We start from the raw sequence: 13,349 nt of genomic DNA, 5'->3' as shown, positions 1-13,349 counted from the left end.
ACCACTTGCGCTTCCGATCTCTCGTTAGCGGGAGGCGAATTCTACAGCGTTACTCGCTGCTGTCAACACCTCTTTTACACCGCTGTCGACCGAGAAGATCGAACCGTTAAAAGAGCCAAACCACCCTGCTCTTTCAACTCCTTCTGGGCTTCGATGACCTGAAGCAACTCGCTGTCGAAAACTGCGTAACTCATTGTTTACCAAGGAGTTTCCCGTTTCGACTGCGCCGGAAGTGGGGCGAATTATAGACTTCCAGAATCTGCCGTCAACCCTTAATTGAGCTTTTCTATCAAACACTTGAAGAACGCCGGAAGACAGCCAGTTTCCTCTCTATATAGGAGAGTAAAAACACTCCCCCTATATAGAAGAAATCCTCAGAGCACCCCGGCTTCTTTGAATGCCGACACAGCACCAGCATCCAGACCCAACACCCGCTGCAGAACCTCCAGCGTATGCTCCCCTAATAGAGGAGGCGCATTGCGATACTCCACAGGCGTTTCGGACAGACGAATCGGACTCGCCACTTGCGGCACCATCCCGGCCAGTACATGGGGCAGCTCGATCGCCAACCCGCGCGCCTTAACCTGAGGATCCGCAAACATCTCAGCCAGATCATTGATCGGCCCGCACGGCACACCTGCTTGCTCCAGCTGCAGCACCCACTCAGCAGTCGTCTTGAACACAGTCGCCTGGCGAATAAGCGGAATCAACACCGCACGATTCGCCACCCGCAACTTGTTGGTCGCAAAGCGTGGATCATCTGCCCACTGCGGCTGACCAGCCACTTCAGCAAACTTGCGAAACTGCCCGTCATTACCCACGGTGAGGATGAAGTCTCCATCTGCCGTAGGAAAGTCCTGATAGGGCACGATATTCGGATGAGCATTACCCAGGCGCTTCGGTGCATTGCCCGTGGTCAGGTAATTCATTGCCTGGTTAGCCAGACAAGCCACCTGAACATCCAACAGCGCCATATCAATATGCTGACCGCCGCCGTCATGATCCCGATGAGCCAGTGCCGCCAGAATCGCCACCGTCGAGTAGAGCCCGGTCAAGATGTCCGTCAGCGCCACGCCGACTTTCACCGGCCCGGCACCCTCATCCCCTTCGGGTCGCCCCGTCAGACTCATCAGACCGCCCAGTCCCTGGATCATGAAGTCATAACCCGCGCGCTTGGCATAAGGGCCTGTCTGGCCAAACCCGGTAATCGAGCAATAGATCAGATTAGGATTGATCGCCTTTAGAGACTCATAGTCCAAACCATATGCCGCCAGCCCACCGACCTTGAAATTCTCGATCAGGATGTCCGACTTCGCCGCCAGATCACGCACCAGCTTCTGCCCTTCAGGCCGAGTGAAGTCGATGGTCACCGATTGCTTGTTACGATTGGCCGACAAGTAATAGGCGGCCTCGCTGGTGTTCTCGCCATAAGCATCTTTAAGAAAAGGAGGCCCCCAGGCGCGCGTGTCATCGCCATTGCCCGGACGCTCAACCTTGATCACCTCAGCGCCGAGGTCAGCAAGGATCTGTCCGGCCCACGGCCCGGCCAGAACCCGCGATAAATCCAGTACCCGTAGATGCGAAAGCGCGCCCATGGCCGTTCTCCTATTAATAGAACGCCTGGATGCCAGTCTGAGCACGACCGAGGATCAGCGCGTGGACGTCATGCGTACCTTCGTAGGTATTCACCACTTCCAGGTTGACCAGATGGCGAGCAACACCGAACTCATCGGAAATACCGTTACCACCCAGCATGTCGCGCGCCATGCGAGCAATGTCCAGGGACTTGCCGCAGGAGTTGCGCTTCATCATCGAAGTGATCTCGACCGCCGCAGTACCTTCATCTTTCATACGACCCAGACGCAGACAGCCTTGCAGCGCCAGAGTGATTTCGGTCTGCATGTCGGCCAGCTTCTTCTGGATCAACTGAGTTGCAGCCAAAGGACGACCAAACTGCTGACGATCCAGGGTGTATTGGCGAGCGGTGTGCCAGCAGAACTCGGCAGCGCCCAGTGCGCCCCAGGAAATACCGTAACGTGCCGAGTTAAGGCAAGTAAAAGGGCCTTTCAAGCCACGGACATCCGGGAAGATGTTCTCTTCAGGGACAAACACGTTGTCCATGACGATTTCGCCGGTGATGGATGCACGCAGGCCAACCTTGCCGTGAATCGCAGGAGCACTCAGGCCTTTCCAGCCCTTCTCCAGAACGAAGCCACGGATGTCGCCGGCATCGTCCTTGCCCCAGACCACGAACACATCGGCGATCGGGCTGTTGGTGATCCACATTTTGTTGCCGGTCAGGCTGTAGCCGCCTTCCACTTTGCGCGCACGAGTAATCATCGCGCCTGGGTCGGAACCGTGGTTAGGTTCGGTCAGACCGAAGCAACCAATCCATTCACCTGAAGCCAGTTTCGGCAGGTACTTCTGTTTCTGGGCTTCGGTACCAAATTCATTGATCGGCACCATGACCAGCGAGGACTGCACACTCATCATCGAGCGGTAGCCGGAGTCGACGCGCTCGACTTCACGGGCAATCAGACCGTAGCTGACGTAGTTCAGGCCGCTGCCACCATACTGCTCAGGGATAGTCGCGCCCAACAGACCTATTTCGCCCATCTCGCGGAAGATTGCCGGGTCGGTCTTTTCATGGCGGAAAGCTTCGAGAACACGCGGCGCGAGCTTCTGCTGAGCGAATTGCTCAGCGGTGTCGCGAATCATGCGTTCTTCTTCGGTGAGCTGTTGATCCAGCAGCAGGGGATCGATCCAGTTGAAGCTAGCTTTACCGCCCATGAGTGTGTCCTCTCGAATCGGGTCAAATAACGTGGGCTGATCCTAGGCCGGGTTCGGCGTTACGGCAAACGAGGATTTTGCATACTGTTGTGCTACTTTCTCACTCCGAAACATCGCAAAGTAGCTTTTATGCAATGTATTAGTGAGGTTGACGTACATGCGCAGGAAAATCCCCAGCACAACGGCCCTGATCAGCTTTGAAGCCGCGGCTCGCCACGAAAGTTTTACCAAGGCGGCTCAGGAGCTTTCGCTCACTCAGGGCGCCATTTGCCGACAGATCGCCAGCCTTGAGGAGTTCCTCAGCGTAGAACTGTTCCGACGCTCGCGACGCGGGGTCAAGCTGACAGAGGCCGGTCTTTCCTACAGCCGCCGGGTGGCCACCCAACTCGATGCCGTTGAACGGGACACCTTGTCAGTAATGGGCCAGCAAGGTGCCAACGTGATCGAGCTGGCGGTGGTTCCAACCTTCGGCACTCAATGGCTGCTGCCACGACTCAAGGATTTCCAGCAAAAACACCCGGAAGTGACGGTCAACCTCACCAACCGAACGCGCCCCTTCCTGTTTGCCGACACCGACTTCGATGCCGCGATCTATTTTGGCGACGCGGACTGGTCGGGTACCGAATCCCACAGACTGATGGGCGAAAATCCGATGCCGGTGTGCAGCCCCAACCTCCTGGGAAAAAAGACAAACCTGTCTCCCGGCGACATCGCTGAATTGCCCCTGCTGCAGCAGACCACTCGCCCTTATGCCTGGCGTCAATGGTTCAACTCCCAAAACCTAAATGTCCCTCGAGACATGACAGGGCCGCGCTACGAGCTATTCTCCATGCTTGCTCAAGCCGCCATGCACGATATGGGAATAGCGCTGATTCCACCGTTCCTGATTCAACGCGAACTGGCCGAGAAGCGCCTGGTCATTGCCAACGCCCAAGCGCTATCAAGCATCAAGGCGTATTACTTGATGATTCCCGAGCGAAAGGTCGAATCGGCCTCTTTAAGGGCATTTCGCGATTGGCTGGTCAATCAGGCACAGAGCTACAGCCTAGAAGGATAAAGGCTTTGCGCCATTAGTTGACCTCGTAGTCAGCAAAATCAAAGCACTACAGATGTAAGTATTTGTCGCATATTCGAAGACTGTACCGACAAGCAGTACAAACGTCCCACAAGGGCCTTAAAACGTGGCCTTGAGCCTCTATTGCGGAGCAATAACGACTCATTCACCTGACCGATGTGAAAATTCTTCAATTTTTACAAGAATCCTTACAAGTCACGGCCTGCAAGGGATTGAACCGGTCAGTTGCGACATTCGGTCACGGGGTGACTTGTAGTTAATTTTCCGTCACCCGTCATAAACCCTTGAAGGGCATTAAGTTCGCCTGCAAAATGCCGCGCCCCGCCCTGATTTGGCGGGATCGTGCTGATCGGCCGCCCCCAGCCGCACCATCCGAAGTGCCTGGGTTTACTCAATAAGATCACGCAGGAGATTTGACGTGCACATTGGTGTTCCTCTCGAAACCCAGACCGGTGAAACACGGGTTGCTGCAACCCCGGAAACCATCAAGAAGCTGATCGGCCAGGGTCATAAGGTCACTGTGCAAAGCGGCGCCGGCAATAATGCCAGCGTTGTCGACAGTGCCTATGAAGCGGCAGGCGCAATTATTGGCAGCGCCAACGATGCGTTTGGTGCCGAGCTGATTCTCAAGGTGGTCGCCCCCAGCGACAGCGAACTGACGCTGATTAAAAGCGGCACCGTTGTGGTGGGCATGCTCAACCCGTTCAGCAATGAAATCATTGCCAAGCTGGCTGAGTGCGGCATTACCGCTTTCGCACTGGAGGCCGCGCCGCGCACCTCCCGCGCTCAGAGCCTGGATGTGCTGTCCTCCCAAGCCAATATCGCCGGCTATAAATCCGTGTTGCTGGCCGCTCACCACTACCCTCGCTTCATGCCGATGCTGATGACTGCTGCCGGTACCGTGAAAGCGGCGCGCGTGCTGATTCTCGGCGCTGGCGTGGCTGGTTTGCAGGCGATCGCTACGGCGAAACGTCTGGGTGCAGTGATCGAAGCGTCTGACGTACGTCCTGCGGTAAAAGAGCAGATCGAATCCCTCGGCGCCAAGTTCGTCGACGTGCCTTATGAGACCGATGAAGAGCGCGAATGCGCCGTCGGTGTCGGCGGTTACGCACGACCAATGCCCGCCAGCTGGATGCAACGTCAGGCCCTGGCCGTGCACGAACGCGCCAAACAGGCTGACATTGTCATCACCACCGCACTGATCCCGGGCCGCAAGGCACCAACACTGTTGAGCGCGGAAACCGTGGCGCAGATGAAGCCAGGCTCGGTGGTCATCGACCTCGCTGCAGCCCAGGGCGGTAACTGCCCTCTGACCGTGGCCGATCAGGTCGTCGTCGAGAATGGCGTGATCATTTGCGGCCCGACCAACCTGGCCGGCGCAGTTGCGGCAGACGCTTCGGCACTGTACGCGCGCAACCTGCTGGACTTCCTGAAGCTGGTCTTCAACAAAGAAGGCCAGTTCGAGATCAACCTCGAAGACGACATCGTCGCCGCGTGCCTGATGTGCCGCGACGGCCAAGTCATCCGCAAAAACGCCTAAGCAGGGATTCAGACGATGGAAGAGCTTATCTCCCCCGGTATCTACAACCTGATCATCTTCGTGCTAGCGATTTATGTCGGTTATCACGTGGTCTGGAACGTTACACCTGCACTTCACACGCCTTTGATGGCGGTAACCAACGCGATCTCGGCGATCGTGATCGTCGGCGCCATGCTGGCCGCGGCGTTGACCGTGACGCCACTGGGCAAAACCATGGGCACCCTGGCGGTGGCTCTGGCGGCGGTGAACGTGTTTGGTGGCTTCCTGGTTACCCGCAGGATGCTTGAGATGTTCAAGAAAAAAGCCCCGAAAGCAGTAAAAGAAGAGGCGTCCAAGTAATGAGCATGAATCTCGTCACGACGCTCTACTTGATCGCGTCGATCTGCTTCATCCAGGCCCTGAAAGGCCTGTCGCACCCGACCACGTCGCGGCGCGGCAATGTGTACGGTATGCTCGGCATGGCGCTGGCGATCATCACCACCGTCGGCCTCATCTATAAGTTGGGTGCTGAGCTCGCGACTGCCGGCATCGGATACGTCATCGTAGGTCTGTTGGTCGGCGGTACCGCCGGGTCGATCATGGCCAAGCGCGTTGAAATGACAAAAATGCCGGAACTGGTCGCCTTCATGCACAGCATGATCGGTATGGCCGCGGTGTTCATTGCCATCGCTGCTGTCGTTGAACCGCAATCGCTGGGCATCGTCAAGCAACTGGGTGACTCCATTCCTGCCGGTAACCGCCTGGAGCTGTTCCTCGGCGCGGCCATCGGTGCAATCACCTTCTCCGGCTCGGTAATCGCGTTCGGCAAGCTGTCGGGCAAGTACAAGTTCCGCCTGTTCCAGGGCGCACCCGTACAGTTCGGCGGCCAGCACAAGCTGAACCTGCTGCTGGGTCTGGCGACGCTGGCACTGGGTATCACCTTCATGCTGACCGGCAACCTCGGTGCTTTCGCCCTCATGCTGGCCCTGGCCTTCGTGATGGGTGTGCTGATCATCATCCCGATCGGCGGCGCCGATATGCCGGTGGTGGTGTCGATGCTCAACAGCTACTCCGGCTGGGCAGCGGCAGGTATCGGCTTCTCGCTGAACAACTCGATGCTGATCATTGCCGGCTCCCTGGTGGGTTCATCCGGTGCGATCCTCTCGTACATCATGTGCAAGGCGATGAACCGTTCGTTCTTCAACGTATTGCTCGGCGGTTTCGGCAACACGGCAGATGCAGCTGGCCCGGCAGGTTCGAAAGAGGCCCGTCCGGTGAAATCCGGTTCGGCTGACGATGCGACCTTCCTGCTGACCAACGCCGACACTGTGATCATCGTTCCGGGTTATGGCCTGGCGGTGGCACGCGCCCAACACTCACTGATGGAACTGGCGGAGAAGCTGACTCACCGGGGAGTCACCGTGAAGTTTGCGATCCACCCGGTGGCTGGTCGGATGCCAGGGCACATGAACGTCCTGCTGGCCGAGGCCGAAGTGCCTTACGAGCAAGTGTTCGAGATGGATGACATTAACTCCGAGTTCGGTCAGACCGACGTGGTGCTGGTGCTCGGCGCCAACGACGTGGTCAACCCAGCCGCGAAGAACGACCCGAAATCGCCAATTGCCGGCATGCCGATACTCGAGGCCTATAAAGCCAAGACCGTGATCGTCAACAAGCGCTCGATGGCCAGCGGCTATGCCGGTCTGGACAACGAACTGTTCTACCTCGACAAAACCATGATGGTCTTCGGCGACGCCAAGAAAGTCATCGAAGACATGGTTAAAGCCGTCGAGTAAAACCTGCGGAAGCAGCAATACCCAAAACCTCAGCCTTTAGTAGGCTGGGGTTTTTTATTGCCCGCTAAAAACCGACCAAAGCTCTAAATCAGGACTCTGCATTCGACCATGGTAGCGGGAGGAATTTTTTTGAAATCACTAAACTGCACACCTTGCTTTCGTTGCCCGAGATAACAATCCATGTACCGTGATCGTATTCGCTTGCCTTCGTTGTTGGATAAGGTGATGAGCGCCGCTGACGCTGCCGCTCTGATTCAGGACGGCATGACCGTCGGCATGAGTGGTTTCACTCGCGCCGGTGAAGCCAAGGCCGTGCCCCACGCATTGGCCGAACGCGCCAAAATCACCCCGCTGAAAATCACGCTGATGACCGGCGCCAGCCTGGGCAACGACCTCGATAAACAACTCACCGAAGCTGGCGTATTGTCACGACGCATGCCCTTCCAGGTCGACAGCACCCTGCGCAAGGCCATTAACGCCGGCGAAGTGATGTTCATTGACCAGCATCTTTCGGAAACCGTTGAGCAGTTGCGCAATCAGCAGCTCAAACTGCCGGACATCGCCGTGATTGAGGCCGTAGCGATCACCGAGCAGGGCCATATCGTGCCGACCACTTCGGTGGGCAACTCGGCCAGCTTCGCGATTTTCGCCAAACAGGTGATCGTCGAGATCAACCTGGCGCACAACCCGAATCTCGAAGGACTGCACGACATCTATATCCCGACCTATCGGCCGACCCGCACGCCGATCCCGCTGGTGAAGGTCGACGATCGCATTGGCAGCACTGCCATCCCGATTCCGCCGGAAAAGATCGTCGCTATCGTGATCACCAATCAGTCTGACTCGCCGTCCACCGTGCTGCCGCCGGACGTTGATACCCAGGCCATTGCCGACCACCTGATCGACTTCTTCAAGCAGGAAGTGGCTGCCGGGCGCATGACCAACAAGCTCGGCCCGCTGCAAGCCGGGATTGGCAACATCGCCAACTCGGTGATGTGCGGGTTGATCGACTCGCCGTTCGAAGACCTGACGATGTACTCCGAAGTGCTTCAGGACTCGACCTTCGACCTGATCGACGCCGGCAAGCTGAGCTTTGCTTCGGGCAGTTCGATCACCTTGTCGAGTCGTCGCAATACCGATGTTTTCGGCAATCTTGAGCGCTACAAGGACAAACTGGTCCTGCGCCCGCAAGAAATTTCCAACCACCCGGAAGTGGTGCGCCGGCTCGGCATCATCGGCATCAACACAGCGCTTGAGTTCGACTTGTACGGCAACGTCAACTCCACCCACATCTGCGGCACGCGAATGATGAACGGCATCGGCGGCTCGGGCGACTTTGCGCGCAATGCGCATTTGGCGATCTTCGTGACCAAGTCGATCGCCAAGGGCGGCGCGATCTCCAGCGTGGTGCCGATGGTCAGCCACGTCGACCACACTGAGCATGACGTCGACATCCTTGTCACCGAGATCGGTCTGGCGGACTTGCGTGGCCTGGCGCCGCGAGAGCGCGCTCGGGTCATCATCGACAACTGCGTGCACACGGACTATCGCCAAGCCCTGGATGACTACTTCACATCCGCGTGTGCACTCGGCGGACATACGCCGCATATCCTGCGTGATGCTCTGAGCTGGCACATAAACCTGGAAGAAAACGGGCGGATGCTCGCGGTGTAATTGGTACAGATAGCAGCTGACGCAAACACAGTTTCGTCAGCTTGCTGTTGCCAGATCAAATCCTGAATAAAACTGTACTTCTGTACCGGTCTTTTTCTACCGTAATTGCCTACCTTTTCGAGCCAATCAACCAAAAACGCACGATATTAGTGCAGACAAGTACAGTTGCCTCAATTTCGACCAGTACACCACCCTTTAACAGTTAACTGGTCCCTCACAATACAGGTGAACTGTATCTAGAGAGACTGGCCAAACGAGAGGATCATTGGCATCAGTTAAACCACTACCTAATCCCGCCATAAGCGGAAGGATGTCAACCATGGAACGTACACTCAGTTCCGAGCTGTTTTTCGAAGACAACGCTGTAAAAACCCAGGCTTCCACGCCTCTTCGCGTTCTCGCCAACCTGATGCTGTGGCAGCGCCGCATCTCCAGCCGCCACCAACTGGCTCGTCTGGATTCGCGTCTGCTGGCTGACGCAGGGATTAGCGAAGCACAACGCTACGAAGAGCTGAGCAAGCCGTTCTGGCGCTAAGTTAGCGTCGCTGGCTCTGACCCACCGGGTCCACCGCCAGCACTCCAAATTGAAAAAACAAAGCCCGTCGTGGGAAACCACGACGGGCTTTGTCGTTTTCGGCCCTCAACATGGGTCACACAGAATAGATATCGCCCAATAGGTACAGTTTTACTATTTCTACAACTGAACAAGTACAATTTCAGTGCAGTGTGTCTGTTGCGGACGAGAGGACGGGATCACCATGAAATCCCGAACTGCCAGCAAAAGGACCGCGCCATGAATCACTTACTGGATGTTTCCGTTTCCACGCCTCACTCAACGCCTCGCTCCCACTGGGTTCGTAGATTGCTGAGGGGCCTCGCCAATAGCCTTGAAAGGGCCAGAACCCGGCGTTTGTTGGGCCAACTTGATGACCGGCAACTCTCAGACCTGAACATCAGCCAGGCGGATCGTCTCAACGAATTGGGTAAACCATTCTGGCGTTAGCTTCCTGCTTGAACAGACGGGACTGTGCGAACCGATACTCATAGGCCTAATATCTAGATTGAACGTGGCGAACGCTGCATGATTGGCGTTTGATTCAACAGACACTGCGCCACCTCTCAATCGGTTTTCCCAAAGGAGTTTCACCATGTCCCGTCTTCGTCTGCTCAGCGCTGCAGCCCTGCTTGCCGTGGCTGCCAATTCCCACGCCTCCAGCTTTATCGTGACCACCGATACCGTCGTCGACGCGCTCAAGGCCACGTCCGATGCGACCTCTGATGTCACTTCTTCCTTTCGCGATGACAAAATCGTGCGCGCCGCCCGTGACGACGCCGCCAGCTTCGTGGCCAGCGAAGGCGCCATTCGTGGCGTGAAACTGGAAAGCGCACTCGACCATATTCGCCACCAGGCACCTCAGCTGAACGCGACTGATGCACAACTGGCACAAGCCATACTGACTATCTAAGCGACATCACTGACGTGGGACACGCCCGCCGTGTCCCAATGTTTCAGCGCTGGCTCTAGACCGGGCGTTGCGCTAGCCTTGCGACTCGCCTTCAACTATCGAGTCTCATGCGTTTTCTTTCAAATCTGTTGATCTCTCCGCTTTTCGTGGCAGCCTGCTGGGTGGGCTCGGTCCATGCCTATGATGCCTTCAATCTGTCTACGCAAGGCATCGTGGCTACCGGCTACGCCACAAGCATGGTGACCTCCGCCCCCTTCGACCGTAAGCTGCTACTCGCGGCACACGATGACGCTGCGGCGTTCATCGCCAGTGACGGCCAACTGCGAGGAGCACAACTGGAATCCGCCCTGATTTATCTGCGCCGGACCCAGCCAAAACTTCATGTCAGCGACCTTGAACTGGCGCAGGCAATTCTCGTCCAATAGTTATCCTTGTTCTTGCGGAGTCGTTCCATGCGTAGCCCCCTGATTGTTGCCGCCCTTGGCCTGCTGTTATTGGCCGATGTGACTCAGGCGCACACCCTGGTTGCCACCAGTAACATCCTCATCAACGCCACCCGGCGCACCCTTGATTTCACTTCCGATACCACGACGTCCATCCGTGACTCGAAGATCGTTCGTGAAGCCCACGACGATGCGGCCAGTTTCGTCGCCAGCGATGGCGAGATTCGTGGCGCGCACCTGGAAGCGGCCTTCAACACGTTGCGCACCCGCGTACCGGAAGCCCGCGACGCCAGTGATCAGGTTCTCGCCGAAGCCATCCTCGCACTGTGAGGTCGCCAGGCGCCTGGCTGTTGGCCGGGGTCATGTTGCTGCTCGGCAACACGGCCCAGGCTGACTTGCAATTAAGGCTTAAAACCGAAGGCCTCAGCCCCGCTCAACGACAGGCCAGTCAGGCATTGCTCGATGAAGCCATGCAGGCGCTGCCGCCGCGGTTCATCGAGCAACTCGACCGACGCATCGACGTCGGCTGGACCGATGACATGCCGAGCAACGCTTACGGCCAGGCGTCGCTGCTGTCCGAGCTCGACCTGAACCGCAACCTGCTTGCCAGCCTCACTGATGGCAGCGCCGCGACCAAAAAGACTTATCGTCCCCATGGCACCGTGCGCCGCGAAATGCTTGCCACGGTGTTGCATGAACTCACCCACATCTATGACCGCTCGCGCCTGTGGCCAGATGCGGAACGCACGCTGATTCAGCGCTGCACCCGGCGCAACAGCAGCTCGGGGCTGATTGGCATTCCCGATCAATGCCGCGGCCAGTCCGACCGACGCTTTACGCTCAGCGACGACCCGCACCTGCTCGACCTCGCCGGCTGGCCACAGTATGTCGGCCGTCGTGGCGAACGCGAACAGTACAACCGGCAAATCGCCCGCAGCCCGGACATTTACGAGACGAGCAGCCCCAAGGAGTTCGTCGCGGTCAACATGGAATATTTCCTTCTCGACCCAGCCTACGCCTGTCGCCGTCCTGCGCTGTACCGCTACTACAAAGAACATTTCGGCTGGGCGCCCGCCGCTAAAGACACCTGCGGCAAATCCTTCTCCTTCCTCAATGCCGGCAATGATTTCGCCAAAACACCACTGGGCCAGGTCGATCCGGAACGGGTCTACGCTGTCGACTATCTGCTGGCAGAAGCCAACCAGAACTGGGTCAGCCGCTGGGGTCACAGCATGTTGCGGCTGGTGATCTGCGCACCCGGCCGCCCCCGTGGGCCGGATTGTCGCCTGGATCTGGATCAGCATCTGGTGTTGTCCTACCGCGCCTTCGTCGGTGACGTACAGCTGTCGAGTTGGGACGGACTGGTGGGCAAATACCCATCGCGCCTGTTTGTCCTGCCACTGGCCCAGGTGATCGACGAATACACCAAGACCGAACTGCGCAGCCTGGCCTCGGTGCCGTTGACCCTGTCGCGCAGCGAGATCGAAGACGTGGTGGAACACGCCGCCGAAATGCACTGGAGTTACGACGGCAACTACTTCTTCCTGTCCAACAACTGCGCTGTAGAGGGCCTGAAGTTACTGCGTAGCAGCACCAACAATACAAAACTGGTCGGGTTGGACAGCATCATGCCCAACGGTTTGCTGGAAGTGCTCAAGGGCCGCGGACTGGCGGACACCAGCGTGCTGGATAATCCCCGCGAAGCGCTGCGTCTGGGCTATCGATTCGACTCCTTCCGCGATCGCTATCAAGCGATGTTCGAAGTGCTGAAGAAGCACTTGCCGATCAAGCAGGAAAAGGTCGAAGACTGGCTCGCCCTGAAAGCTGAAGAGCGCCGGCAATGGATCGACCAAGCCGATTTGCGCACCAGCGCAGCATTACTGTTACTGGAGCAGGCAGCCTTCCGCCAACAATTGGTGCTGGCCCAGGACGAAGTAAAGCAGCGCTATCTGGGCGCTCGGGAATTGAAGAACGGCGGCATGGACAAGGCCAACGCAACTTTGCAGCAAATTCTTGCCAACAGCGGCTTCCTCAGCCGTCCGGCGGAGCTGCTCGGCACTGGGGGTTATGGATTGCCGCAGCCGAGTGAGTGGCAGCGTCTGGAGTCGGAAAGCAGCCTGCGGCAGAAGCAGCTTCAGGCGCTGACAGGCGATCTGGACAAAGAAGTGAGAGCGCTGCTCGAACCGAGCCGTGCGGCCGAAATGGCCGCCAATGAAGCCAACCTGAAGCAGGTTGGCGAGCATCTGAGGAAGTTGCACAAGGCGGCGGGCGGGTTGGAGTTGCCGTAAACAACAGGCTTCGCGGCTAATCCGCGAAGCCTTCAACGCCTACCTGCTATTCAAAGCACCCCTTCGAGAATTTCATAAACGATCCCGGTTTCTACGGCTGATCAGCACTCGCATTCAGCAACGGGGCGGCACTGAGCATCAGCACACCCAGGCTGGCAATCAGACGTTTCGGCATTTTCATCGGGTCTTTCCTCACTGCACATACAGCAAAAAGGGCTTCAGAACGTAGTCCTGAAGCCCTCGGTCTTGCTGTTTAGTCTGTACCGCGAGGCTCTAATTCCTCTGTATCAGGAACTTT

At 57.4% G+C, this 13,349-nt stretch carries 13 protein-coding genes; 11 read left to right on the top strand and 2 right to left on the bottom strand.

Annotation, left to right across the window (positions count from 1 at the left end; genetic code table 11):
* Positions 1-374: 374 nt before the first annotated feature.
* Both E3W21_RS17465 and E3W21_RS17460 read right to left on the bottom strand, forming a co-directional pair.
* Positions 375-1,595: a CaiB/BaiF CoA-transferase family protein gene (locus E3W21_RS17465; protein WP_134421226.1), complete on the bottom strand. Its 1,221-nt coding sequence runs from the start codon at positions 1,593-1,595 to the stop codon at positions 375-377.
* A gap of 13 nt (positions 1,596-1,608) precedes the next feature.
* A complete protein-coding gene (locus E3W21_RS17460; RefSeq protein WP_123369330.1) occupies positions 1,609-2,790 on the bottom strand; it encodes an acyl-CoA dehydrogenase in 1,182 nt (393 codons plus the stop codon).
* Between the two features lie 157 nt (positions 2,791-2,947).
* Here E3W21_RS17460 and E3W21_RS17455 point away from each other — a divergent pair, with 157 nt between their 5' ends.
* The 11 genes from E3W21_RS17455 to E3W21_RS17405 all read left to right on the top strand — a co-directional run bounded on the left by E3W21_RS17455 (position 2,948) and on the right by E3W21_RS17405 (position 13,051).
* Positions 2,948-3,847, top strand: coding sequence for a LysR family transcriptional regulator (locus tag E3W21_RS17455; protein ID WP_129439576.1), 900 nt, complete (start codon positions 2,948-2,950; stop codon positions 3,845-3,847).
* Positions 3,848-4,283: 436 nt separating this feature from the next.
* Positions 4,284-5,405: a Re/Si-specific NAD(P)(+) transhydrogenase subunit alpha gene (locus tag E3W21_RS17450; protein WP_134421219.1), complete on the top strand. Its 1,122-nt coding sequence runs from the start codon at positions 4,284-4,286 to the stop codon at positions 5,403-5,405.
* A 15-nt stretch (positions 5,406-5,420) separates the two neighbouring features.
* Positions 5,421-5,744, top strand: coding sequence for an NAD(P) transhydrogenase subunit alpha (locus tag E3W21_RS17445; RefSeq protein WP_017335806.1), 324 nt, complete (start codon positions 5,421-5,423; stop codon positions 5,742-5,744).
* A complete protein-coding gene (locus E3W21_RS17440) occupies positions 5,744-7,180 on the top strand; it encodes an NAD(P)(+) transhydrogenase (Re/Si-specific) subunit beta (RefSeq protein WP_134421217.1) in 1,437 nt (478 codons plus the stop codon). Before E3W21_RS17445 ends, E3W21_RS17440 begins: the two co-directional genes overlap by 1 nt.
* A gap of 180 nt (positions 7,181-7,360) precedes the next feature.
* Positions 7,361-8,854, top strand: coding sequence for an acetyl-CoA hydrolase/transferase family protein (locus E3W21_RS17435; RefSeq protein ID WP_134421215.1), 1,494 nt, complete (start codon positions 7,361-7,363; stop codon positions 8,852-8,854).
* Between the two features lie 319 nt (positions 8,855-9,173).
* Positions 9,174-9,389 (top strand): DUF1127 domain-containing protein, encoded by a 216-nt coding sequence (locus E3W21_RS17430; protein WP_008154465.1) that lies wholly within the window; start codon positions 9,174-9,176, stop codon positions 9,387-9,389.
* Between the two features lie 258 nt (positions 9,390-9,647).
* On the top strand, positions 9,648-9,857 hold the full coding sequence (locus tag E3W21_RS17425) for a DUF1127 domain-containing protein (RefSeq protein WP_134421213.1): 210 nt from the start codon (positions 9,648-9,650) through the stop codon (positions 9,855-9,857).
* 145 nt (positions 9,858-10,002) lie between these two features.
* Positions 10,003-10,320 (top strand): DUF2388 domain-containing protein, encoded by a 318-nt coding sequence (locus E3W21_RS17420; RefSeq protein WP_134421211.1) that lies wholly within the window; start codon positions 10,003-10,005, stop codon positions 10,318-10,320.
* Positions 10,321-10,427: 107 nt separating this feature from the next.
* Positions 10,428-10,745 (top strand): DUF2388 domain-containing protein, encoded by a 318-nt coding sequence (locus tag E3W21_RS17415; RefSeq protein ID WP_134421209.1) that lies wholly within the window; start codon positions 10,428-10,430, stop codon positions 10,743-10,745.
* Between the two features lie 27 nt (positions 10,746-10,772).
* Positions 10,773-11,093: a DUF2388 domain-containing protein gene (locus E3W21_RS17410; RefSeq protein WP_046044839.1), complete on the top strand. Its 321-nt coding sequence runs from the start codon at positions 10,773-10,775 to the stop codon at positions 11,091-11,093.
* On the top strand, positions 11,090-13,051 hold the full coding sequence (locus E3W21_RS17405; protein WP_134421207.1) for a DUF4105 domain-containing protein: 1,962 nt from the start codon (positions 11,090-11,092) through the stop codon (positions 13,049-13,051). Before E3W21_RS17410 ends, E3W21_RS17405 begins: the two co-directional genes overlap by 4 nt.
* The last annotated feature ends 298 nt before the right edge of the window (positions 13,052-13,349 follow it).

Origin of the sequence: Pseudomonas sp. F01002, assembly GCF_004402115.1 — a bacterium.
Taxonomy (GTDB): Bacteria; Pseudomonadota; Gammaproteobacteria; order Pseudomonadales; family Pseudomonadaceae; genus Aquipseudomonas; species Aquipseudomonas frigoris.
Note: the sequence above shows the minus strand (reverse complement) of the source record. Positions and strands in the feature narration are given on the sequence as shown.